The organism is Ruegeria sp. CH8, assembly GCF_056536985.1.
The window spans coordinates 142,092-164,818 of the sequence record NZ_JBQFQR010000010.1; the positions used below are offsets into that span (position 1 = coordinate 142,092).

A 22,727-nucleotide genomic window follows, 5' to 3' on the forward strand; every position below is an offset into this window, starting at 1 on the left:
TCAGTGCCCCCTTTCTTCGCGATACATCGACCACAGGAAGTAGGCAATGAAGCAGAGCATGATCAGGAAAAGGACCACCGCGATGGCAGCGCCATATCCCATGCGGAAGCCGTATTCGGACAGCGCGACCTCAAACATGTAATAAGCCAGCACGCGGGACGAGCCGAAGGGGCCTCCCTGAGTCATGATTGAGATCAGGTCAAAGCTGCGCAATGCGCCGATGATGGTCACGACGAATGCGATGAATGTGGCGGGGCGAAGTTGCGGCAGGATGATGTGCCACAGCATCCGTAGTCCCTTGGCGCCGTCCAGACGTCCGGCTTCGATCTGTTCGGGGTCCACCGCGTTCAGGCCAGTGAGGTAGAGGATCATGCAATAGGCAGTCTGCGGCCAGAGACCAGCAAAGATGATGCCGTAGGTGACGAAGCGTTCGTCACCCAGCACGTTCAGCGGGCCGAGGCCGAACAGACCGAGGAATTCGTTCAGCAGGCCGAAGGTCGGGTCGTAGAACCACGTGAATACGAGGCCGACAACGACCTGAGAAATGACGAATGGAAAGAAAAACAGCGACTTGTACAGACGGATGCCCCAGACCGTTTGATTCAGGAACAGTGCGATGAACAGGCCCGCCGGGATCGCGGCCAGATAGAGGATCAGCCAGATTAGGTTGTTTTTCAGTGAGGTGTAAAACGCATCCCGATCAACCCATTCCCAATATAGGTCCTCGTAGTTTCTGAACCCCACATATTCGGCTGCACCAAGCCCATCCCATTCGTAGAGCGACAGGTTGAAGGATTGGAAAACCGGGATGATCACATAGACCATGAAGAACAACAGGCCGGGGGCGAGAAACAGCCAGGGCGCGATGCGCTGTTGGTTTCTGTGGAACCAGCTTTCCTGATCGGGGGCTTCAACGGCTGACATGCGGACACTCGGGGTTTTAGATCAAAGGAGTAAGACGGGTTATCACCCGCCTTACGCAGGATTAGGTACAGGCCGGGCTTGGGCCCGGCCTGACCGGTTTAGTTCTCGTAGATACGCTGGCGTGCACGTTCCAGTTTGGACAGGATGCGATCCAGATTGTCTGGCTTGACCATGAATTCTTGGAAGCCTTCCATCGAAACTTTGGCCATTTCGGCGGGTGCGTCGCGGTCCCAGAACTGGGCGACACCGCCGGGGCTGTTGGACGAGAGCATCTCAAAGCCCTGTTGCAGGAACTTGTCATCATCCACCTTAGACTGCGCGTTTACCGGCAGCTGACCGAGGTTCGCGCCATTGTTGATCTCGGTCTGTTCGTCTGCCGAGACGACAAAACGCAGGAATTCGCGTGCGGCTTCTTTATTCGAAGCGTTTGTCGGAATGTGGAAAGTATCGGTTGGCGCGTCTTCGGCCAGTTCAACGTCGGGGTTGATGGCGACGAACTGATAAAAGTCCAGTTGATCATCAGTCAGACCAGCCTCACGTAGGGGGGCCACTGCAAAGTTGCCCATCAGGTAAGCCGTGGCATCGCCGTTGACCATGAAGGGCAGGGCCTCTTGCCAGCTGTAGGTTTGGTGGTTGTCGATGAACGCGCCCATGTCGATCAGCTGTTTCCAGTTGGCGAAGGTCTGCTTGACTCGGTCGTCCTCCCAACTGATTTCGCCATTGGCGAGCTGGTTGTGGAAATCAAAGCCATTGGTACGCATGTTCAGATAGTCGAACCAACCACCAGCGGTCCATAGGAACTTGGTGCCGATGGTGTAGCAGGCGCGGCCAGAATCGACGATCTTCTGGCAGTTGGCCAGTTCCTCTTCCCAAGTCGTCGGCTCGGTCAGGCCCAACTCGTCAAAGATGTCTTTGCGGTAATAAACCCCCCATTGGTAATAGGTATAGGGCACGCCCCATTGCTTGCCGTCGATGGTCATCGCGCCTTTGGTCGAAGCGAGGTTGTCGGCAATCTCGGGTTCGGCCCAAAGATCCGAGACGTCTTCGAACAGGCCAGCCTCGACATAAGGTTTCATCCGGTTGGCTGCGTACCAGTTGGCGACGTCCGGCGTATCCGCAGTCAGGAAGTTGCGGATTTGCGTCTTGTAGGCCTCGCGGTCGATCACCGTTGTTTCGATCTCCAACCCTGGGTGTTTGGCCGCGAACCGCTCGATCATCGCTTCCATCGTCGCGCGCGGCGCCGGGTTCGATGTATCGAGAAAGATCCTCAGCTCGCCGGTAAGTTCGGCCGCAACAGGCGCAGCAAGTGCCACACTGGCCGCCAGCGCCGCCGCTGTGCGCTTGAACATGGAATGCATGGTTTCCTCCCTTAGCTTCCATTTGTAGCTTTTGAGTTCCAAATAATGAAACCGTGTTTTACATATTGAAAACTACACATCGACTCGGTTAGTCTTGTCAAGACCCTCGTGAGGATGGCGGTGGGTTAATGGGAGGAGAACAGGCGCCCGTGGCTGGTGACGGAACAATAGGAAAAGCATGTGACGTGTTGGATCAGGTGGCGGCTTTCGCCCGCCCGGTCCGATTCGCGGAATTGCTGGAGAGCAGTGATTTTCCCAAGGCGACGCTGTATCGGTTCCTGCAGACGCTGACCAATCAGGGGATGCTGTCTTATGATCCTGAGCGGCAGACCTATACGCCGGGATTGCGGCTAGTGCGACTAGCCCATGCAGCGTGGACGCAAAGCTCACTGGCGCCGATTGCGCGGCCGTTTTTGGATGCCCTCAGCCGAGAGACCGGGGAAACGGTGCATCTGGCGCAGCTTGATTCCAGCCAAGTGCTGTATGTCGACAAGCGCAACGCCGCCCAACCTATCGAGATGTATTCGCAGGCCGGCAAGGTTGGTCCGGCCTATTGCACCGGTGTCGGCAAGGCGATGATGGCTTTTCTGGATGAGGCGGCGCTGGATCGCGCGGTGTCGCAGCAAAGCTATCACCGGTTTACCGACAAGACGTTGACCTCTGAGGCGGCACTGCGCGCTGACCTAGAATTGATCCGCAGCCGCGGCTATGCCGTCGACGACGAAGAGCATGAGCCCGGCATCATCTGCATTGCCTGCCCCATCCTGACCTCGGGCGGGCGAATGCTGGGGGCGATATCTGTGACCGGATCGACCGAACGAATGAATTTCGAACAATTGGAAACCTGGGTTCCCCGAGTTCGCCGCGTGGCCGAACAGATCGGAGCCGAAGCACAGGCCTGGCGGTTCCCCGAGACCCGTCCAAGCGCTGAAACAGACAGGATGCAAGCGACATGACGGGTGTGACTCTGAATCAGGCGATCAAGCGATATGGCGAGACGCAGGTAATTCACGGTATTGATCTGGAAATCGAGGACGGGGAGTTTTGCGTCTTCGTTGGCCCCTCGGGCTGCGGCAAATCTACTCTGCTGCGGATGATCGCTGGGCTTGAGGAAACCACCGAAGGACAGATCCAAATCGGTGCACGCGACGTGACCCATGTGGACCCTGCCAAGCGCGGCGTCGCGATGGTGTTCCAGACCTATGCGCTGTACCCGCATATGACTGTGGCCGAGAATATGGGTTTTGGCCTGCGCATGAACGGCGTGGCCAAATCTGAGATCGACCAGAAGGTACAGCAGGCGTCGAATATCCTGAAGCTGGACCAATATCTCAAGCGTAAGCCCAAGGCCTTGTCAGGTGGTCAGCGTCAGCGTGTAGCCATCGGGCGGGCCATCGTGCGCGGCCCCGAGGTGTTTCTGTTCGACGAACCTCTGTCCAACCTCGACGCTGAGTTGCGCGTCGAGATGCGGGTCGAGATTGCGCGGCTGCACAATGAAATCGGCGCGACAATGATCTATGTGACCCATGATCAGGTTGAGGCGATGACCATGGCCGACAAGATCGTGGTGCTGCGGGATGGACGGATCGAACAAGTCGGTGCGCCGATGGACTTGTATCGTGATCCGGACAACCGGTTTGTGGCGGGATTCATTGGCTCTCCGGCGATGAATTTCCTTGAGTGCGACTATGCCGACGGCAAGGTCTCACACCCGGCACTTGGCGCGCCGCTCGACGTGGCGGCCAATGTGCCAGCGGAGCTGAACAAGGTCACGCTGGGTATCCGCCCGGAACATATTGAGGTCGACCGAACGGGCGACACCTGCACCGTTGATCTGACCGAGGCGTTAGGCGGGGTGAGCTATTCATACCTGCTAACGCCGAATGGCGACAAACTGATCGTCGAAGAGCGTGAAGACCAGCGCAGCAAGCAAGGAGAGCGGATCGGACTTGTTGTTCGTCCGGAACGCGTGATGCTGTTCGATCCAGCGACCGGTCAGCGGTTCCGGTAACCATCGCACAGCACCCCAAACGAAACGCGCCGATCCTGTGGTCTGGCGCGTTTTATTGGCTTCATTTGTTCTGGATTTTGTATCCAATATCCGTTATGGCGATTTGAAAGGGCCCATTCCGCCCGTCCTGACCCTGCATTTTCAAAGGATAGATCCGATGTCGACCAATGTTTTCACCGGCACCATGCCTGCGCTCATGACCCCCTGTAAGGCGGATCGCACCCCGGATTTTGATGCGTTGGTGCGCAAAGGGAAACAGATGATCGACGCGGGCATGTCGGCGGTGGTTTATTGCGGATCGATGGGTGATTGGCCGCTGCTGACGGATGAGCAGCGGATGGAAGGTGTCGAGCGTCTGGCCGCTGCCGGATTGCCCGTTGTGGTCGGCACAGGGGCTATCAACACCAAGTCCGCCGTGGCCCATGCAGCCCACGCGCAGAAAGTCGGGGCGGTGGGCCTGATGGTGATCCCGCGCGTGTTGTCGCGCGGCACGTCCCCGGCGGCGCAAAAGAACCATTTCAAAGCGATCTTGTCGGCTGCGCCAGATGTGCCTGCGATCATATACAACAGCCCCTATTACGGCTTTGCCACACGCGCCGATCTGTTCTTTGCCCTAAGGGCCGAGCATTCCAACCTGATCGGCTTCAAGGAATTCGGTGGTAAGGATGACCTGCGCTATGCGGCGGAGAACATCACCAGCCAGGACGACCAGGTGACCCTGATGGTGGGCGTCGATACCGAGGTCTACCACGGTTTCGTCAACTGCGGTGCAACCGGGTCGATCACCGGTATCGGCACTGCTCTGCCGCGTGAGGCCCTTTTGCTAGCGTCCCTTTCCAAAAAGGCGGCGCAGGGGAGTGCCGAGGCGCGCCAGCGGGCGCAGGAACTGACCGAGGCGATCCAGGTGCTTTCCAGCTTTGACGAAGGCTCTGATTTGGTGCTGTATTACAAGCATCTTCTGGTGCTGAACGGCGAACAGGAATACCGTCTGCACTTCAACGAAACGGATGAGTTGAACGATGCGCAGCGCAACTATTGCGAACAGCAATACGGCCTGTTCCGCACATGGTTCGCAGATTGGTCCAAACAGGGCGGAGTGATCGCAGAATGCATGTGATCGACAGCCATACCGGGGGTGAGCCGACGCGGGTCATCCTCGACGGCGCGCCGGATCTGGGTTCTGGCCCCTTGGCCGAACGCGCCCGCAGGCTGGCGACTGAACATGAGGGGTTTTACCGGTCTATCATGCTGGAACCACGCGGCCAGCCTGCCATGGTGGGCGCGCTGCTCGTTGAACCGGTTGATCCATCCTGCGTGACAGGCGTGATCTATTTCGACGTGGACGCCGTGCTGGGCATGTGCGGCCACGGCACCATCGGTCTGACGGTAATACTGGCGCATCTGGGGCGGATCAACGTCGGTCGACACAAGATCGAAACGCCCGCCGGAGTTGTTACGGTTGAACTTCATGACTCCAACACCGTCACCGTCACGAATATCGAAAGCCGCCGGGTCCACTCTAGTGTGACACTGGATGTGCAGGGCTATGGCACAGTGACCGGGGATATTGCTTATGGCGGGAACTGGTTCTTCATCGTCGATCCCAGCCCGATACCCGTCGAAACCGGGAATATCCGGCAGTTGACCGATATGACAGTTGCGATCCGTAAGGCCTCGATCGCGCAAGGCATCGGCGGAGAACAGGGTGAACCAATCGACCACGTAATCTTTCAGGACGCTTCGCCCGACCCAGCGGTCCACAGCCGCAACTTTGTGCTGTGCCCGGACGACAATTATGACCGTTCACCCTGTGGCACCGGCAGTTCAGCGCGGTTGGCCTGTCTGGCCGCGGACGGCGCGTTGTCCCCCGGTGAGGAAATCGTCCAGCACAGCGTCATCGGCAGCGCCTATCGTCTGTCCTATCAGCCGGGCCTGAACGGAGGGGTTATCCCCTCGATCACCGGGCAGGCTCATATCATGGCCGAGGCGACCCTGATCTTTGACGACACTGACCCATTCAAAGAGGGCATAGAACTATGACCAAACAGGTCGTTGTGATCGGCGCCGGTATCATCGGCATCACAACGGCGCTGGAGCTGCAGCGCCGGGGCCATTCCGTTCTGGTGCTGGATCGAGTAGGTATCGCCTCGCAGGCCTCGGCCGGAAACGCCGGCGCTTTTGCCTTTTCCGAGGTGGAACCGCTGGCAACCCCCGGCATCATGAAAAAGGCACCAAAATGGCTGCTGGACCCATTGGGACCGCTGTCCATTCCGCCCGCCTATGCCTTGAAGATCGCGCCGTGGATGTACCGGTTCTGGCGGGCCAGCCGCCCGAGCCGTTACAAGGACCTCCTGCGCGCCCAAGCCAGCCTGATGGAACTGTCCAGTGCCGCTCTAACGCGGCTGAGTACATCGGTAGATGGCGAGGCGATGTTGCAACGCGACGGGCAGATGCAGCTTTACGAAAGCGAGGCCGAGTACCGCGCAAGCCTGCCCACATGGGACCTACGCCGCCAGCATGGAATAGACTTTGAATTGCTGGAAAGCCGTGAGGCGATTGCCGAACGACAGCCTGGCCTCAGTCCCCGTTTCACCCATGCCGGTATCACGCCGAACTGGATCAACACCGTCGACCCGAAGAAATGGGTCGAGCATCTGGCGCAGGCTTTCCTTGACCGAGGTGGCCTGCTTGAACGTCAAGAAATTCGTACACTGACTCCGATAGACAATGGTGTGAGGATTACGTTGGCAGACCGTGAGGTCGAGGCGGACAAGGTCGTCCTGTGCGCCGGGGCGTGGTCTCATCACCTTGCGCGGACACTCGGCGATCACATCCCGCTGGAAACCGAACGCGGCTATAACACAACCCTTCCCGAGGGCGCTTTTGATCTGCGGATGCACCTGACATTCTCGCGCCACGGTTTTGTGGCCAGCCGGATCAACGGTGGCGTCCGGATCGGCGGTGCGGTTGAACTGGGCGGTCTGGAACTTCCCCCGAACTTCAAACGGGCCGATACGCTGTTGCAAAAGGCGACGCAGTTTCTACCGGGTTTGAATACCGAGGGGGGCAAACAATGGATGGGGTTCCGCCCGTCGTTGCCCGATAGCCTGCCGGTGATCGGGGCCTCGCAGCGCTCAAGGGACGTGATTTATGCGTTTGGGCACGGCCATTTAGGCCTGACGCAATCGGCAGGAACCGCCGAACTTGTCGGCGCTCTGATTGACGAACAGCCCGCCCAGATTTCCCTGACGCCCTTCTCGGCCACCCGCTTTTGAGGACAGAACATGCGCAGCAGCAAAACCATTCATGTGATCTCGGCTCATGCCGAAGGCGAGGTGGGTGATGTGATCGTCGGGGGTGTTCAGCCGCCGCCCGGAGAAACCATATGGGATCAACGCGCCTTCATCGCGCAGGACCAGACCCTGCGAAATTTTGTACTGAACGAGCCGCGCGGCGGTGTGTTCCGGCACGTCAACCTTTTGGTGCCGCCGCAACATCCCGATGCGGAAGCGGCCTTTATCATCATGGAGCCCGAAGACACGCCGCCCATGTCCGGTTCGAACTCGATCTGCGTGTCCACCGTTCTGTTGGACGGCGGCATCATCCCGATGCAAGAACCCGAGACCCTCATGACGCTTGAGGCCCCGGGTGGGTTGGTCAAGGTCCGGGCCGAATGCCGAAACGGCAAGGCCGAGCGTATTTTTGTGCAGAACCTGCCCAGTTTTGCCGATAAGATATCTGTTCCGTTGGAGGTTGCAGGCATCGGCACGCTGACCGTTGACACGGCCTATGGCGGGGACAGTTTCGCGGTAGTCGATGCGGCCGCATTAGGATTTGAGATCGTCGAAGACGAAGCCCGCGACATCGCTCGCATGGGTGTGGCCATCACCAACGCAGCCAATGAACAGCTTGGATTTACGCATCCCGAGAATCCGGATTGGGACCACATTTCATTCTGTGCGTTCTGCGGGCCGCTTGAGAAAACCGAAACCGGCCTGACGGGCAAATCCGCAGTCGCCATCCAACCGGGCAAGGTTGACCGATCTCCAACTGGAACCGCAGTCTCGGCACGTATGGCGCTGATGTCGGCGAATGGCCAGATGAAGATTGGGCAGACCTTTGAGGCGGTCTCAATCATCGGGTCCCGCTTCACGGGAATGATAGTGGAAGAGGCCCGTGTCGGTGACCGGGCAGCCATCATCCCCGAAATCAGCGGGCGAGGTTGGATCACTGGCTCGCATCAGCATATGTTGGACCCGGACGACCCCTGGCCCGGCGGGTATCGGCTGAGCGATACGTGGGGCGTTTGACGAAAAACTGCGCACGAATATTGGGCGAATTCCCGTTTTCCCGACCCCGTGTCAATTTGCACCCCCTCTAAAGGATTGATCCGAAACCCAACCTGTTCTATGGGAGGCCCTGTCAAATCAGAGTCACCATTGGGGCAGCAGGATTCTCGCGCCCCATCCGCGCCACGCACAAGTGGCACACTCTTGGATCGCACGCCCCGAAAGGCTTAAAAAAGGTAAAAGAATATGGCAGAAAAATCGAACTTCGATATATTGTATACCATTGTAGACGAAGCGCCCGAACTGGCCAGCGCGTCCTTCCTGCCCATCATTCGCAAGTTCGCTGGCGCCGCGGGTGTCAGCGTTGGCACCAAGGATATTTCGCTAGCGGGCCGTATTCTGGCGACCTTCCCGGAGAACCTGACCGACGCACAGCGCATCACTGACGATCTGGCGGCACTGGGTGAACTAGTGAAAACGCCCGAGGCCAACGTGATCAAACTGCCGAACATCTCGGCCTCGGTCCCACAGCTGGTGGCGGCGATCGAAGAACTGCAGGCACAGGGCTACGACATCCCGAACTATCCTGAAGAGCCCGCAAACGATGCCGAAAAAGTTGTGCGTGCGCGTTACGATGCCATCAAAGGTTCAGCCGTAAACCCGGTTCTGCGCGAAGGCAACAGCGACCGCCGGGCGGCAAAGGCTGTGAAAAACTACGCTCAGAAAAACCCACACTCGATGGGTGAATGGGCCTCGTCCAGCCAGACCAAAGTCTCGTCGATGTCGGATAACGATTTCTACGCAAACGAAAAATCGGCCACCATCACCGCTGCGCAAGCTGGCGATGCAAAAATCGAATTCGTCGGTAAAGACGGCAGCGTGACCGTTCTGAAAGACGGCTGGACGCTGGACGAAGGCACTGTGGCTGACGCGACCTTCATGTCGGTTAAAGCTTTGTCTGCGTTCCTGGCTGAAGCCATCGAAGACACCAAGAAAGATGGCACCATGTTCTCGCTGCACATGAAAGCGACCATGATGAAAGTGTCGGACCCGATCATCTTTGGCTATGCAGTCAAAGCGTGGCTGGCCCCGGTGTTCGAGAAATTCGGCGCCGAGCTGGACGCGCTGGGTGTGAACCCGAATTCGGGTCTGGGTGACCTGCTGGACCGCGTCAAGGACAACGCCGAGATCGTGGCCGCCATCGACGCGCTGAAAGGCGACCGTCCGTCGATGTATATGGTCGATAGCGACAAGGGCATCACCAACCTGCACGTGCCGTCGGACGTGATCATCGACGCCTCGATGCCTGCCGTGATCCGTGCGGGCGGTAAGGGCTGGGATGAAACCGGGGCCAAGGGCGATACCAACTGTGTGATCCCCGACCGCTGCTATGCCGGTGTCTATGACGAGACCATTAACTTTTTCAAAGCCAATGGCGCGCTGAACCCCGCCACCGCCGGTGCCGTCGCCAACGTCGGCCTGATGGCACAGAAGGCCGAGGAATACGGTTCGCACCCGACCACCTTCCAGGCGCCTGCCGACGGGGCTATCCGTATCGTTCTGGCCAATGGCGAGACATTGCTCAGCCATGATGTTGAAAAGGGTGATATCTGGCGGTCCTGCACCGTTAAAAAGGCGCCGATCGAGAACTGGATTCAGCTGGCGATGGACCGTCAGCGCCTGACCGGGTCCGAGGCGATCTTCTGGTTGGACGCAAACCGCGCCCATGACGCTGAGCTGATCAAATACGTCAAACCAGCGCTTGAGGCCGCTGGCGTGGCCGACAAGTTCCAAATCATGGCGCCACGTGAAGCGACCCGTCAGTCGCTGGAAACCATCACGGCGGGCAATGACTCGATCGCGATCACCGGCAACGTGCTGCGGGACTACCTGACCGATCTGTTCCCGATCCTGGAACTGGGCACCTCGGCCAAGATGCTCTCCATCGTCAAACTGATGAATGGTGGCGGTCTGTTCGAAACCGGTGCTGGTGGTTCGGCGCCGAAGCACGTGCAGCAACTGGTCGAGGAAAGCCACCTGCGCTGGGACTCGATGGGTGAGTTCTGCGCGCTGGGTGAATCGCTGAACTTTCTGGCCGACAGCAAGGGCAACGCCAAAGCTGGTGTTCTGGGTGCCGCGGCCGAGGCCGCAACGCAGGGCATTCTGGACAACAACCGCTCGCCCAGCCGCAAGGTTGGCCAGCCCGACAACCGTGACAGCCACTACTGGTTTGCGCGCTACTGGGCCGAGGCTCTGGCAGCGCAAAGCGACGATGCGGAACTGGCTGCTGAGTTCGCGCCCATCGCTAAGGAACTGGCCGACAAGGAAGGTCAGATCCTGGGTGAACTGGCCGCTGCACAAGGCGCGCCTGCTGATTTGGGCGGGTACTACCACACCGACCCCGCCAAGACTGCAGCTGTGATGCGCCCCAGCGCGACTCTGAACGCGATCATCGGCTGATACATCAAGGCCACGCCGAAAGGCGTGGCTTTTTTCGTTTCAGATCAGAGTGTTGAATAGAAAAAGGAGCTGACCCCCAAAGTCAGCCCCTTTTTGAGTGAGTGGGGAGGCTGGGCCTCACCGGTATAGTTACATCCAGACTATCACTTTGGATTTTTCCGGGTATTAGGGGTTTCCCGTAGTTACTGCTGACCAAATCACGGACTCAGAAGATTCCGGACAAAAAAGAGGCCGGTCCTGAGACCAGCCCCTTAGTTGTCAGGTGAACCGAGGGATCAGTTCGACGCTGCGTTCAGTTTTTCGTTCTGCTCACGCAGGGTATCGGAAATGATCGCGTACCATTCGCCGGATTCACGCATTTCGTTCAGACCCTTGTTCATCATCGCAACATACTCACGCGCGAACGGGTTCGAACGGTGCGCAAGGAAGCTCATCGACGACAATGTGGATACATAGGGGTTTTCAACGATTTCCTGAGAGGTCAGGCCCATGTCATTCATTGTTGCCGCAAACAGTTCCACTTCAAAAGCGGCCACATCAGCTGAACCGGTCAATACAGCATCAAGGCACTCACGCGCCGAGTTGGGGTGGACCAGATTCAGGTTTTTGCTGTTCAGGCCGACTTCCTCCAGTACAACCATGCTCCAGCCGGACATACGGCACAGGGTTGCACCTTCAAAATCTGCAAAGGTTGTCGCGTTTGTGTATTCGCTTTCGGGCAGAGTGAAAAACCCACCGACAACATCGTAGACCGGAACAGTGGCAACAAACTCCGTACAACGGGATTTGGTTGCTTCCGACCATTCATATGTGCGGTTGGTACAATCTGGCAGCGTCCATGCGATCGAGATATCGAACGCACCGAGCGGCAAAAGGGTGTCGAGGTGCGATGACCAGTCGTCAACGAAGCTGACTGAATAGTCGCGTTGGTTGCCCGCACGTTGAAGGCTGGTTGTTGCCAAACGGGTCATAATCCCGCCACCGTTCAACGATTCAGTTGTAAACGGTTCCCATCCGTTCCCGGCCACAAGCTTGATCGGCGGCGCGTAAATGTTGGAACGTTTGACGTTAGCCGCACGTTTTTCTTCTGCGGCGATAATTTCCTGTGCGGACTGGCCGTTGGGCAGGCTGCCGTCTTCACAAGGCAGTGCCAAAACCAAGCCGGGCTCCAGGTCGTTGGGGTTCGTGATCAAGTTGCGGTTTGCGTTGAAGATCGGCTGATAGTTCGATGTGCCATAGGCCGCGATTGCGATAGTGGCCATCGTGTCGCCGTCTTCGACAGTATAGTTTGTACAGGCTTCCTGCGCTGCGGCTGCGCCTGCGGTGAGTGTGAGGACGGCCGTAGCCGTCATCACTTTAGCGTTTAGTTTTTGATTAAGCATTTGTTATTCCTCCCATAAGTTGGAATTTGGAATTGAGGTTTTAGTTGATCGCTTCTAGCAGTCTTTCGTTGTGTTCATTCAGGGTGTCCGAGATGATGGCGTACCATTCCCCCGTTTCGCGCATTTCGTTCAGGCCTTTGTTCATCAGGGCGAGGTATTTTTTGCCCTGAGGATTGGACCGGTGGGTGATGAACCGAAGTGCGGACAGCGTTGAGACATAGGGGTTTTCGACGATGTCGTTAGTGTTCAAACCCATTTGGCTCATGGCGTCTGCGAACAACTGTACTTCGAACGTGGCGACGTCGGCCGTACCGGTAATGACCGCGTCCAGGCATTCGCGCGCAGTAGCGGGTTGCAGCACGGTCATTGTGTCATCGCGAAGCAGACCTTCCTGTTCAAGATCGTGCAAGGGCCAACCTTCCATTCGGCAGATGGTGGCACCGTGCAGATCCTCGAAGCTGGTCGCGCTTGCGAACTGGCTTTCGGGAAGGCTGTAGAAACCAAAAACGATGTCATAGACCGGCGCCGATGCGTGGAATTGGGTGCAGCGAACTTCGGTTTCCCAGGACCATTCATAGCTTCTGTTGGTGCAGTCCGGGATATTCCAGGCCATCGAAATATCGAACGCGCCCAAGGGCAACAGTGTTTCGATGTGCGAGTTCCAGTCGTCGACGAAGCTGATCGAGTATTGCTCGTTGTTGCCAGCGCGTTGCAGGGTCGTTGTGCCCAGACGAGTGATAAAGCCACCACCGTTCAGAGTTTCGTCCGCGAAGGGCGCCCAGCCGTTGCCGGTGACCAGTTTGATTGGTTGCTTGAACGCACTATTAGTCGAAGAATTGGCGTACCGTTCCTGTTGTGCCTCGATAATGTCGCGTGCACTTTGGCCGTTCGGCAGGCTTCCGTCTTCACAGGGAAGCACAAGAGACAGCCCAGGAGTCAACGCGTTCGGATTGCTGATATTTTCGCGGTTGGCGTTAAAGATTGGCTGGTAGTTCGATGTGCCATAGGCAGCAATTGCGATGGATGCCATGGTGTCACCATCTTCCACGGTATAATTCGCACACGCTTGCTGGGCGGCAGCGGCTCCGGCGCTTAGAGCGATGACAGCAGCAGAGGTCATCACAACGTTATGGAGCTGTAGTTGAGACATTAGTTAGTTTCTCCAGATAGTATTTGAGGCGGCTTGTTGGTGTTTCAGCCGTTTTCCATTTGATAGCGTAGGGCGGTCGAGACGATGTCTCGCCATTCTCCGGATTGCTGCATGATCGCCAGACCCTGGTTCAACGTCTCAAGGATCGCTTCACCATCCGGATTATCTTTGTGGGTCATGACGTTAAGCGACTTGATTGCCGCCAGGTTGGGGTTTTCAATAATGCGATGTTCATAGCCCAGACGTGCGATTGCCTCGACGGCCAGATGGGCCTCGATCGCGACGATATCTGCTGTGCCTTCCATGACTGCGTGAAAGCACTCATCCGGAGAAACCGGGCGCATCAGAGTGATTGCAGGTTCATAAAGGCCCACGGCATCCATATGCGACAGCGACCAGCCTTCGGGACGGCAGATCGTGGTTCCTGCAAAGTCGGCATAGGTCAGAGTCTGCTCATAGCCCGAACCATCGCGGGCAAAGAACGTATCCACAACCTCGTAGAACGGGTTCGAGAAGTTGTAGGTTTCGCAGCGCTTGCGGTCTTTCTCGGACAGTGCCGCAGTCTCTTCGCAATTCGGGCGCGACCATGGGAACGTGGCGTCAAATGCCAGCGTTGGCATCAACAGGTCCAGATGCGACGACCAGTCGTTGACAAACTGAATCTTATAGCCTTGTTCAGGTGCAGCCCGCAGCATCGCGGTCTCCACCAGATTGGTATAAAGCCCGCGATTGGGCAGCGCCTCATCAGTGAACGGCGCATAGTCGCCACCGGTGATCAGCAGCAACTGACGGTCCCGGATTTCCGGACGCTCGCCTTCATCGGCGTTGCGGATCAGGGCCGCACCTTCGGCGCGGGCGGCTTCGATCTCTTTCTTGGCATCGGCTTTGGCCGCGATCACGGCGTCTTCACTGGCCTTTTTTGCTTCGGCTTCAGCTTCGGCAACCCGGGCTTCGGCTTCAGCAATGGCTTTTTCAGCGCGTTTCTCCGCGGCCTGTACCAATTCTGCAGCCATTTCCGCCGCCATCGCTTCGGCTTCGGTTTGCGGTGCGGCGGGTGCGCGTCCGATATCCTCAAGGCAGGGCATGGTCAGGACGTCGCCAACGCGGATGATGTTCGGGTTGTTGCCAATCACATCGCGGTTGGCGTCAAAGATGATGCGGAAGTCTTCGGTTGAGTACACCTCAATTGCCAACTCACGCAGGCTGTCGCCGCGCTGGATTTCGTAGGTGGAGCACGCTTCTTGGGCCGAAGCGGCCCCGGTTGCGGCAGCCAGTGCCAGGCTGGATATGAACAGATGGGGTTTCATGAGTCCTGTAGCTTTGCCTTCGTTAGTTTTTTGTAAGTTTCACAACGCCAATCGAGGCATTGTCCTGATCCGGGTCGTTTTTGGCCCGAAGGGCTTTCCACAGCGCGTCGGCGACGTCCTGCGCCAAAGCGTGCTTGTTGCTTTGTAAAATGGTCTCGATTTCCGTATCGCTGAGATATTGCAGCCCGTCGCTGCCCAGGATCAGCAAGTCCGAAGCCGTCAGTTCCAACGGTTTTTCGGGGCAATCGACCTTGGGGATCGGGCCCCCCATTATGACCGATGTCAGCTGGTTACGATCGGGATGGGCCTGTGCTTCAACTTCTGTCAGATTGCCCTCGGCAACCTGCGCGTCGATCACCGGAGCCATGGAGTGGTCTTCGTTGATCTGCTGCAGTACCCCGTCGCGGAACAGGTACAACGGGCTGTCGCCGATCGAAATCCAGAATGCGCGCTTGTCCAGCAAAAGCAGCCCCAACAGGGTCGATCCCATGTTGAAATTGTCGCCTTTGCCGTCGCAGTGAAGTGCAATGGCAGCATTGGCCTGAAGCGCCGCCAATGGCAACGCGTCAATGGCTGTCGCTTCGGACAAGGGGGCATCCTCAAGCTCTGTGTCCAAAGCTTCGCGCCAGGATGAAACCACGTATTCCGAAGCAACCTCGCCGGCCGCGTGCCCGCCCATGCCGTCCGCAATTACGACGTAGCCTGCATTGGCAGCATCGAACATGCGCGCGGCAATCGCGTCTTCTTGTGTCTCCCGCTGACCCTGATCCAGGATCAGCGCAATATCATATGCCGGTTGCGCCAGCATCTATCAGGCATCCCGCCAGTCAAAGCCGTCATCGCAGAAAGCAGCAAAACGGATTGAGGTTTCGCTGATGCGGATCAGGTCGCCGCTGGAAAGAGCCACGGTGCTGAGCACCGGCTTACCGTTCAGGCGCACCAGATTGGCCTTGCCGCCGTGACCCAGGTAGCATTTGCGATCCTCGGGATCATAGGCAATCACCGCATGGCTGCTGCGCGAAATGCCTGTGTCACCAAAGTCCAGTTGTATGGCCTGATCATCATTGCGCCCAATCTGCATCAGGCCTTCGGTCAACGTGATGCACGATCCACGTCCCGGTCCGGCGGTTACAACCAACCAACCAACAGGAAAGGTTTCTTGCGCGGTTTCCGTTTTGGCAACGGGTTCAGAGGTTTCGATCAGATCCTGAACGTGAGTGTCGGCGCGTTCGAAGCCAAGGAAAGTGGTTTTGACGCGACCACGACGGTCTTCCGCTGGGGCCGCAGCCGCCACCGGTTGTTGCGGTTCGGCCTGAACTTCCGCTACGGGCTCTGCCTTCGCTTCGGGTTCGACCTCTGCCACCTGCTCGGGTTGAGCGGGTTCAACCGTTTCAACGATCACTTCAACAACCTGTTCATCCTGAACCGGTTGTTCTGCTAGGGACTCTTCTGCAGTGGCCACGTGTAGCGTCACGACCGGCTCTTCCGGCTCGGGTTGAGTTTCCGGGGCCTCGAAAATGTTATCCTGAGTTTCGGCGACGACCTCAGTTATCACAACGTCGTCTTCCGCAGTGTCGGTCTCGTCTTCCGAAAACTCGGGCATCTCTTCTTCAGGGAGCAGATCATCCGAATCTTCGTAGCTTTCCGATGTCGAGGACATATTGCCACCGCCCAGAGCGGCACGCAGCGCGTTGAAATCCGCAATCGGCTGGGGATTTTCGGCCTCGGGCGCGGCTTCTTCCACTTTGGCTTCAGCTTCTTTGGCTTTGCCGGCACCTTCGAGAAGCCGGCTGAGAGGGCTTTTGTATTTGAACATGGTGTCGACACCTTTGCTTCTTTTCACAGAACTGAGTCCCGTGGGGCTTCTACTCGCCTCTGCGCGCATCGGCACAACGGCACTTTTGTTTTGGAAATCAAACCGTCCTTTTTTCGCGACGAGTCGACCCTCGTCAGAGTGGCGGATTTCCGGGCGCCACCCTCAGCATTCGCTAGCTGCAGATCACATACGAACCGATCAGATTACTCCTGCGCCAACTGCATCACGGCATCGGTTTCAGCGCCATTGCGCATCACAGTCAGTTGAGCCTGTGCCTGTTTTTCTGCGACCAAAGCGTCCAGCATGGCGTCCAGGCTTTCCTGACCATCAATGGCCGCGCCGGTCTGTGCTTCAGAGATCAAAACATCGCCGCGCTGCAGGTCTCCGGCTGCTTCGGCAGGGACGGTGGTGACGACTGTTGCCCAGTTTTGCCCATCGTCATTGCGGATAGTGAAGCCATAGCCGTTTTCCAGCCCGACCATGCGGATGGCGGGCAGGGCCAGCAGGCCGTTCTGGGCAAGAGTTTTGCCAAGTGGGCGATAACGGGCCGTTACGCGGATGTATCCGTCGGGATCAATTGCGAGTTCGTCCAGTACCTGTGCTGCAAAACTTGCATTCTCGCGGACGGGTTCGCCATTCAGAGTGTAAATCGCAGCACCGCGTTTGACCCAGTCACCGATCACCGACATGTCCTGCGACGGATCAACACCGGTAACTGCGATGATGCTGCCCGTCGACGCACGCCGTCTGGATGTCTGGAAAGGAATTTCGACATCCCAGTGCGCAAAGGATACCTGTGTCTCTGCCGGGATCGCGGTTTCAACGGGGGCAGGTGTGGTTTCGACTGTTTGGGCTTGGGCCTCTTCTGTTTCAGTCGTCTGGGCCTGTGCCTGCTCGACAGGCGCCTGAGTTGGTTCTGCCTTTTCGGGTGCCGGATCAGCTTCGTCCGGCGTGATACTTGCGGTGGCGACCTGCTCGACAGGTTCTGGCTTTTCTGCCACCTGTTCTTCCGTTTCTTGCGCCGCAGGTGCGGATGCAACTGCAACGTCCTGAGCAGGTTCGGACTTGTCACCAGACATCAGGAAATAACCGCCCGCAGCAAGACCAACTGCGACCACAGCTGCACCGGCAAGCAGCTTGCCACTGCCACCGGAACCGCTCTTGACTACAGTGTCCACTGCGGTGTCCGCGTCTTCCTTGGATGTGAACTTGGCAAGTTCATCTTCGTCTTTGTCTTCATTCCCAAGTGTAAGATCTGCGTTGCCTGCCAGCAGGGCAGTAACCACAGCTTCGGCGTTCTCGCTTTCGGCCTTGATCCGGGCCTTTTCGGCCTCTTCATCTTTGCGGTCCATGCCCACGATGACCGAGACCGGACGGTAGGCAAAAGTATCGAACATGACGTCCGGACCGCGGAACATGCGCAGCCAGTCCAGCGCGCTTTGCAGACGGTCGGTGACGTGCACCTCCATCGCTTTGTCGATCGCCTCAAGGAACCCTTCGGGATAACCATTGAACCGACCGGCCAGCGGGGTGTAGGGGTCTGCCTGACTGTTGTTGAAGGCGCTCAGGCGGGTCTGGCCGTCAATCGGGCGCTCGCCGCTGATGGCGTGGTACAACGTGGCGGCCAGCACATAGAGGTCGCTGCTGGGTCCTTGATCGGCCCCGCGAACGTAGAACTCATGGGGCGAGTACCCGTCCTTGATCACCCGCAGGGTCAACAACGCAGCGGACTGGTTCGCGGCCTGCTCGCGCGCGGCACCGAAGTCGATCAGAATCGGCTCGCCGTTTTCATCGATCAGGATATTGTCGGGCGAGATGTCCCGGTGCAGCATGCCGCTCTGGTGGATGAACGACACGGCCGACAGCATCTTTTCGGTGACCTGAACGATGAAATCAGGGCCGGTCTTGTTGTCGGCGTTTTCGACATAGTCCAGCAGGTCGCAGCCCTTGATGAAGTCCATCGCGATATAGGCTGTGTCGTTGTCCTCGAACACCTGATGAACGTCGACGATATTGGGATGAACCAGACGTGCGTGGTTGCGCGCCTCTTGAATGAACAGCTCGATGATCGCGCGCAGATCGTCTTTGTGATCCGGATTGGTGGCGTCGACCAAGTCGCCGTTCCGTTGGCACAACGCACCTGGATAGCACTCTTTGATTACGACCTCGCGGTCCAGACTGTTGCGTGCAAGATAAGTTATCCCAAAGCCGCCATTGCTAAGGTATCGCAGGATTTCATACTGCCCGTGCAACAGTTTGGCGCCGGGTTGAAGTCCTTCAATTTTCGGTTCGTCGTGCGATGCACCGACCGCCTGGTTGTGGCTCATTTCTTTCCGCCCGTTCTAATCGTTTTGCGGTTTTCTTAACTGGGCAAATCTACCCGCGAACTCACAACCAAACACAACCGCAGGACACTTGAGACCGTTAGACGTTTCAAATTTGACTTTATTGGGGCCGCCTCATGGCTTCACTATGGACCGTTTTCGAGAGCAAACTACATATGGTCGTATGATGCCTTCTGAATACTAAATACAGAAAAAAGGCCTGCACAAAATGCAGGCCATCGGTCGTTTGTCCCCGGTTGGTCAACGGACTCGAAAAACTCAAAGCGTGATTCCACGAGGTTCGAATCGTCGCAATGCGGCGCAATCTTAACAGAAGGTTTCTACGTGCCGGTCTTGGGCTGAAGCGAATCCACCCGGCTGCCCGCCCATGCGAGATTGTCGCTGAGCTGAGCAAGGATGCTAACCGCGTCCTTCAGTGGCGCTTCACCAGATTCGAACTGAAGCAACAACAAAAGATCCGTCGCCTTTTCGAATTCACCGGGTATCCAGTCGGCCTTGGGGTCAATCTCGTGCCCTTGTTCCAGACGTTCGGCAAAATCTTCGACGATTTCCTGACAGGCATGCAGGAATGCCGAAGGTTCGATATCGGATGATTCACGAAGATCTTCGTAGATGCTGGCAATCGCGGCCAGCCAGTCCTCGAGGATAGGATTTTCCAACGGTGGCAACGCGGATTCCAAAGTAGCGTGCATGGACATGGAGTCCGATTGCGTTGCCTCGAGTTCAGGGCCAGCAATGGTTTCCAAAAACGGCAGGAAATCCTCTTTCAAATCGGCCCGCGCGGCCTCCAGGTCAGCCACCCGGCGGTCGGAAGCAATCTGCAGGACCTGTTCAGCTAGATCCTGACCTCCGCATGTTTCCCAGAGAGCGAAATCCGGCTCGGGCTCTTGCGCCATTGCGCGCACGGCAACCGGGGTGCCGATTGGCACGACCGAGCGGAATAGATCACCCTTTTCCTTATTGAGGCGTGACAGAACACGGTCAAGCGCGTCTCGGACCGGCGGCAGATCGGCGTGGGTCACAGCCAGCAGACTGTTGGTACGCAGCTCTTGCGGCACCCGCGTCCAGAGATGACGCTCGGTCTCGCGCCAGGCGTTGGTGCCGTTGGTACACCAAATCGCGCAGTCCACAAATTTCAGCAGATCCAGTGTTTCTTTATAGGTGTCGTCCAACGCCCCGGTTCCGGGCAGATCGAACAAGGAAATCTCCTGCAGCGCAGGAGTGTTCAGCCCGACGGAAATAAAGTCAGGTTCATCTGCGGCGGCTTTTTCCAACGCAATACCGGAATAGACTTTGGGTTCTTTGTCCCACCAGCCAACGGTGGTTTCCGGCGTGTCGGAATAGGCCACGATCACCAAAGGCAGTTTCAGGTGCTGTGGTCCCGTAGGTAGAATATCCGCCCCGGCCAGCATGTTGGCGAGGCTAGATTTACCCGCCCCAAATTCCCCGGCAAAACCGATATTGACCGCGTTGGACAGCCGTCCGGCATGGGCAAGTGCGCGCTCGCGCATCTCGTCCAGTGCCGTGTCGTTTGGCAGGTTTTCGGTCGCGGTCAGAAAGCGTTCTAGTTGCCTTACTTCCTGTTCGGTTCCGGGAAATTCGATCATTCCGCAGCCTCTGCTAATCTTTTGTCTATGTCATCCGAGCCAAAGACGGCACCCAATTCTTCGGCGATGCGTTGCGCGTTGTCAAAGGCCGCCTGTGCCTTTGCCCGCTCGTTGGTTTCACCGTTTCCGGCGCGATGTTCAAGATGACCGGCCAGCAGCGCCAGATAGTGATCCAGAACCGTGTTTAAACGCTCAAGCAAATCACCGCGTGCGGTGTCTACCAGATCGTCGCCGATCATCTCGAATTCCTGTACAATCATGCGTTCGGCCCGCGAGACAACGCTCTTGCGCGAAATGAGCCGAGAAAGCCAACTGACCCGCAATTCAACAGTGATGCCACGGGTCAGCGCCGTTGTATCCGGGCGGAACCACCGAACTGCGCTGGTGTTCATCCGGTTATCGGTCGGATCTTGCCAGCCGGGCAGGGCGCGCAGGGCCGCGTTGCTTTGCATGTCGACTGAATACAGTTCGCTCAGCATGCGTTGGCGCACGACCTGAGTCGCACCCTGTACAAGCTCGCGCATGCGGTCCCGCAGCGGCGTGAAATTCAACTCTGTATCGCCGCCCTTTGCCAGCAACGGTGAATCTCCGTTCGGACCTCGCACCACGACCGACACGGCCTCGGCAACAGTGTCGTCCATGACGCCGCGCAGATTGGCCAGAACATCATCCATGTCGTTGACGATTCCAGCTGTCTTCTCGGCAACAAGTGCGCGTAGATCCGCCAGGGTTTTGTTGTTTTCGCTCCCGTTATCAGCGCTCGGAGTGCTTTCCTCCTCGATAGCGCGCAGATGTGCCCTGCTGCGCTCAACGTCGCCTTGTGCGAAAGTGTTTAGATGTTGCCAGGCCATCCGAAGATGCTCGTTGCGAGGTCCTTGGGTCAGGGCATTTGTGACGTGCCGACGCAGGTCTGGCAGACCCGAGGCGATCATTGCGGCAAACCGCAGCACACCTTCGCGGCTGATCGGTCCCGGACCCTTTTTGATCTCTTCCACGCCATCCAGGTATTGCTTCATCTGCTCTGGATGTGCACGCAGCCAAGCAAGAATTTCATCGTGGTTGATGCCGGTTTCATCACCCGTCAATGCGTAATGCGCCCATTGTGCGCTACCCATCAGAACATCGATGTTTGAGTTCCCAAGGGCCTGCTCGAGACCCTCCATAACATCGGCCCGGACTTTGCCAGCATCTTCTGCGCCACCACCCAGTTCATCGACTCGGTTAATGAACACCACGATCTGACCCAATTCCAACGCCTGCATCAGGCGGAACAGTTTCAGGTCTGCCCGCGACAACGCCTGATGCGCGGATAGGACAACCACAAAGAAATCGGATTCCTTAAGATACTGACGTGAGATTTCTTCGCGGATTAAAAGCGGGTCATTCACGCCCGGCGTGTCTGTCACTGTCAGCGGAAACGGGAAATGACCGATGTCGAAAAAGACCTCGGCCTTGCGGGTGATGTCGCTGTAAAGGCCGCGATCCGAACCCGGATCGTGTTCGCCTTCTTCGGTTGGATCATCTCCGGCGCAGACATAGCGCGCCAGATCGTCCGAGGTTAGTTTTTCAAGGTCGTGATGTTGCCCCAGCAGGTGTTTGTAGCTTTCGCCCAAGCGCAGTTTGGCGCGGGTCTTCATCGCTTCGACCTGCTCTTCGATCATCTCGCGTTTATAGCTGTCCTCGTCATCGGGAAACATGTTGCGCAGTTCTTCGCCTTCGGCGATCAGCGCCTGCCACTGGCGGTTGTCGAAGAAATGGAATTCGGCCCCTGAGGTCCGCCCAGAAGGGTGGCCGAAATGCATGTCGGTGATCACTGTCGTCCAGGGGTTCACATCTGACGGCAGATATTCTGCCTGACCGGTGAAACCGTTGATCAGACGGGACTTACCCGCCTTGATCTGCCCGACAAAGGCGATCGAAGGTTTCAGATTTGTCAAATCTCCGACAATGCGCGAGATGAACTGGCGGGTCTCGTCATTAGACGACCCATTCATGTCTTCGGCAATGCGGATTAACTCGCGACGATTGATTTCACTCATAAAACTTACCCTGGTAACTCATAATCACAGATCGAATTC

17 protein-coding genes are annotated in these 22,727 nt (G+C 57.4%); 7 read left to right on the plus strand and 10 right to left on the minus strand.

The features are described 5' to 3' along the window. Both ACR0ER_RS13230 and ACR0ER_RS13235 read right to left on the minus strand, forming a co-directional pair. Entirely contained in the window at positions 1-924 is a 924-nt protein-coding gene (locus ACR0ER_RS13230) for a carbohydrate ABC transporter permease (protein WP_480769338.1), read from the minus strand. Between the two features lie 98 nt (positions 925-1,022). Then, complete coding sequence (locus ACR0ER_RS13235) at positions 1,023-2,282, minus strand: ABC transporter substrate-binding protein (protein WP_480769339.1); 1,260 nt, start codon at positions 2,280-2,282, stop codon at positions 1,023-1,025. Between the two features lie 149 nt (positions 2,283-2,431). On the opposite strand from ACR0ER_RS13235, the gene ACR0ER_RS13240 reads away from it, so the two are divergent. The 7 genes from ACR0ER_RS13240 (at position 2,432) to ACR0ER_RS13270 (ending at position 11,042) form a co-directional block, all read left to right on the plus strand. Further along, entirely contained in the window at positions 2,432-3,238 is an 807-nt protein-coding gene (locus tag ACR0ER_RS13240; protein WP_480769369.1) for an IclR family transcriptional regulator, read from the plus strand. Continuing rightward, entirely contained in the window at positions 3,235-4,293 is a 1,059-nt protein-coding gene (locus ACR0ER_RS13245) for an ABC transporter ATP-binding protein (RefSeq protein WP_480769340.1), read from the plus strand. The genes ACR0ER_RS13240 and ACR0ER_RS13245 overlap by 4 nt, the downstream gene beginning before the upstream one ends. 157 nt (positions 4,294-4,450) lie before the next feature. After that, positions 4,451-5,410: a dihydrodipicolinate synthase family protein gene (locus tag ACR0ER_RS13250; protein WP_480769341.1), complete on the plus strand. Its 960-nt coding sequence runs from the start codon at positions 4,451-4,453 to the stop codon at positions 5,408-5,410. After that, positions 5,401-6,333: a 4-hydroxyproline epimerase gene (locus ACR0ER_RS13255; RefSeq protein WP_480769342.1), complete on the plus strand. Its 933-nt coding sequence runs from the start codon at positions 5,401-5,403 to the stop codon at positions 6,331-6,333. The genes ACR0ER_RS13250 and ACR0ER_RS13255 overlap by 10 nt, the downstream gene beginning before the upstream one ends. Then, positions 6,330-7,568, plus strand: coding sequence for an NAD(P)/FAD-dependent oxidoreductase (locus ACR0ER_RS13260; protein ID WP_480769343.1), 1,239 nt, complete (start codon positions 6,330-6,332; stop codon positions 7,566-7,568). The genes ACR0ER_RS13255 and ACR0ER_RS13260 overlap by 4 nt, the downstream gene beginning before the upstream one ends. A gap of 9 nt (positions 7,569-7,577) precedes the next feature. Beyond that, positions 7,578-8,603 (plus strand): trans-3-hydroxy-L-proline dehydratase, encoded by a 1,026-nt coding sequence (locus tag ACR0ER_RS13265; protein WP_480769344.1) that lies wholly within the window; start codon positions 7,578-7,580, stop codon positions 8,601-8,603. A gap of 225 nt (positions 8,604-8,828) precedes the next feature. Continuing rightward, positions 8,829-11,042, plus strand: a complete 2,214-nt coding sequence (locus ACR0ER_RS13270) for an NADP-dependent isocitrate dehydrogenase (protein WP_480769345.1) — start codon at positions 8,829-8,831, stop codon at positions 11,040-11,042. Positions 11,043-11,317: 275 nt separating this feature from the next. Here ACR0ER_RS13270 and ACR0ER_RS13275 read toward each other — a convergent pair whose 3' ends face one another. From ACR0ER_RS13275 to ACR0ER_RS13310, 8 genes are all read right to left on the minus strand, one after another. Next, positions 11,318-12,424 (minus strand): peptidoglycan-binding protein LysM, encoded by a 1,107-nt coding sequence (locus ACR0ER_RS13275; RefSeq protein WP_480769346.1) that lies wholly within the window; start codon positions 12,422-12,424, stop codon positions 11,318-11,320. Between the two features lie 40 nt (positions 12,425-12,464). After that, positions 12,465-13,574, minus strand: a complete 1,110-nt coding sequence (locus tag ACR0ER_RS13280) for a LysM peptidoglycan-binding domain-containing protein (RefSeq protein ID WP_480769347.1) — start codon at positions 13,572-13,574, stop codon at positions 12,465-12,467. 44 nt (positions 13,575-13,618) lie between these two features. Continuing rightward, a complete protein-coding gene (locus ACR0ER_RS13285) occupies positions 13,619-14,881 on the minus strand; it encodes a type 2 periplasmic-binding domain-containing protein (RefSeq protein WP_480769348.1) in 1,263 nt (420 codons plus the stop codon). A 22-nt stretch (positions 14,882-14,903) separates the two neighbouring features. Continuing rightward, positions 14,904-15,689 carry a PP2C family protein-serine/threonine phosphatase gene (locus ACR0ER_RS13290; protein WP_480769349.1) on the minus strand — a complete coding sequence of 262 codons (786 nt, stop codon included), beginning with the start codon at positions 15,687-15,689 and terminating at the stop codon, positions 14,904-14,906. Positions 15,690-15,692: 3 nt separating this feature from the next. Then, positions 15,693-16,724, minus strand: a complete 1,032-nt coding sequence (locus ACR0ER_RS13295; protein WP_480769350.1) for an FHA domain-containing protein — start codon at positions 16,722-16,724, stop codon at positions 15,693-15,695. A 176-nt stretch (positions 16,725-16,900) separates the two neighbouring features. After that, positions 16,901-19,024 carry a serine/threonine protein kinase gene (locus tag ACR0ER_RS13300; protein WP_480769351.1) on the minus strand — a complete coding sequence of 708 codons (2,124 nt, stop codon included), beginning with the start codon at positions 19,022-19,024 and terminating at the stop codon, positions 16,901-16,903. Positions 19,025-19,362: 338 nt separating this feature from the next. Beyond that, the gene (locus ACR0ER_RS13305) at positions 19,363-20,649 is read right to left on the minus strand and encodes a dynamin family protein (RefSeq protein ID WP_480769352.1); all 1,287 of its coding nucleotides are present in this window, start codon (positions 20,647-20,649) and stop codon (positions 19,363-19,365) included. Next, positions 20,646-22,688, minus strand: a complete 2,043-nt coding sequence (locus tag ACR0ER_RS13310) for a dynamin family protein (protein WP_480769353.1) — start codon at positions 22,686-22,688, stop codon at positions 20,646-20,648. Before ACR0ER_RS13310 ends, ACR0ER_RS13305 begins: the two co-directional genes overlap by 4 nt. Positions 22,689-22,727 lie beyond the last annotated feature (39 nt).

Bases quoted from the DNA above. Each gene is read 5' to 3' on its own strand.
- ACR0ER_RS13300 (WP_480769351.1), bottom strand. From the start codon at position 19,024: ATGAGCCACAACCAGGCGGTCGGTGCATCGCACGACGAACCGAAAATT.
- ACR0ER_RS13245 (WP_480769340.1), top strand. From the start codon at position 3,235: ATGACGGGTGTGACTCTGAATCAGGCGATCAAGCGATATGGCGAGACG.
- ACR0ER_RS13230 (WP_480769338.1), bottom strand. From the start codon at position 924: ATGTCAGCCGTTGAAGCCCCCGATCAGGAAAGCTGGTTCCACAGAAAC.
- ACR0ER_RS13235 (WP_480769339.1), bottom strand. From the start codon at position 2,282: ATGCATTCCATGTTCAAGCGCACAGCGGCGGCGCTGGCGGCCAGTGTG.
- ACR0ER_RS13250 (WP_480769341.1), top strand. From the start codon at position 4,451: ATGTCGACCAATGTTTTCACCGGCACCATGCCTGCGCTCATGACCCCC.
- ACR0ER_RS13285 (WP_480769348.1), bottom strand. From the start codon at position 14,881: ATGAAACCCCATCTGTTCATATCCAGCCTGGCACTGGCTGCCGCAACC.
- ACR0ER_RS13305 (WP_480769352.1), bottom strand. From the start codon at position 20,649: ATGATCGAATTTCCCGGAACCGAACAGGAAGTAAGGCAACTAGAACGC.
- ACR0ER_RS13275 (WP_480769346.1), bottom strand. From the start codon at position 12,424: ATGCTTAATCAAAAACTAAACGCTAAAGTGATGACGGCTACGGCCGTC.
- ACR0ER_RS13310 (WP_480769353.1), bottom strand. From the start codon at position 22,688: ATGAGTGAAATCAATCGTCGCGAGTTAATCCGCATTGCCGAAGACATG.
- ACR0ER_RS13255 (WP_480769342.1), top strand. From the start codon at position 5,401: ATGCATGTGATCGACAGCCATACCGGGGGTGAGCCGACGCGGGTCATC.
- ACR0ER_RS13290 (WP_480769349.1), bottom strand. From the start codon at position 15,689: ATGCTGGCGCAACCGGCATATGATATTGCGCTGATCCTGGATCAGGGT.
- ACR0ER_RS13260 (WP_480769343.1), top strand. From the start codon at position 6,330: ATGACCAAACAGGTCGTTGTGATCGGCGCCGGTATCATCGGCATCACA.
- ACR0ER_RS13270 (WP_480769345.1), top strand. From the start codon at position 8,829: ATGGCAGAAAAATCGAACTTCGATATATTGTATACCATTGTAGACGAA.
- ACR0ER_RS13280 (WP_480769347.1), bottom strand. From the start codon at position 13,574: ATGTCTCAACTACAGCTCCATAACGTTGTGATGACCTCTGCTGCTGTC.
- ACR0ER_RS13265 (WP_480769344.1), top strand. From the start codon at position 7,578: ATGCGCAGCAGCAAAACCATTCATGTGATCTCGGCTCATGCCGAAGGC.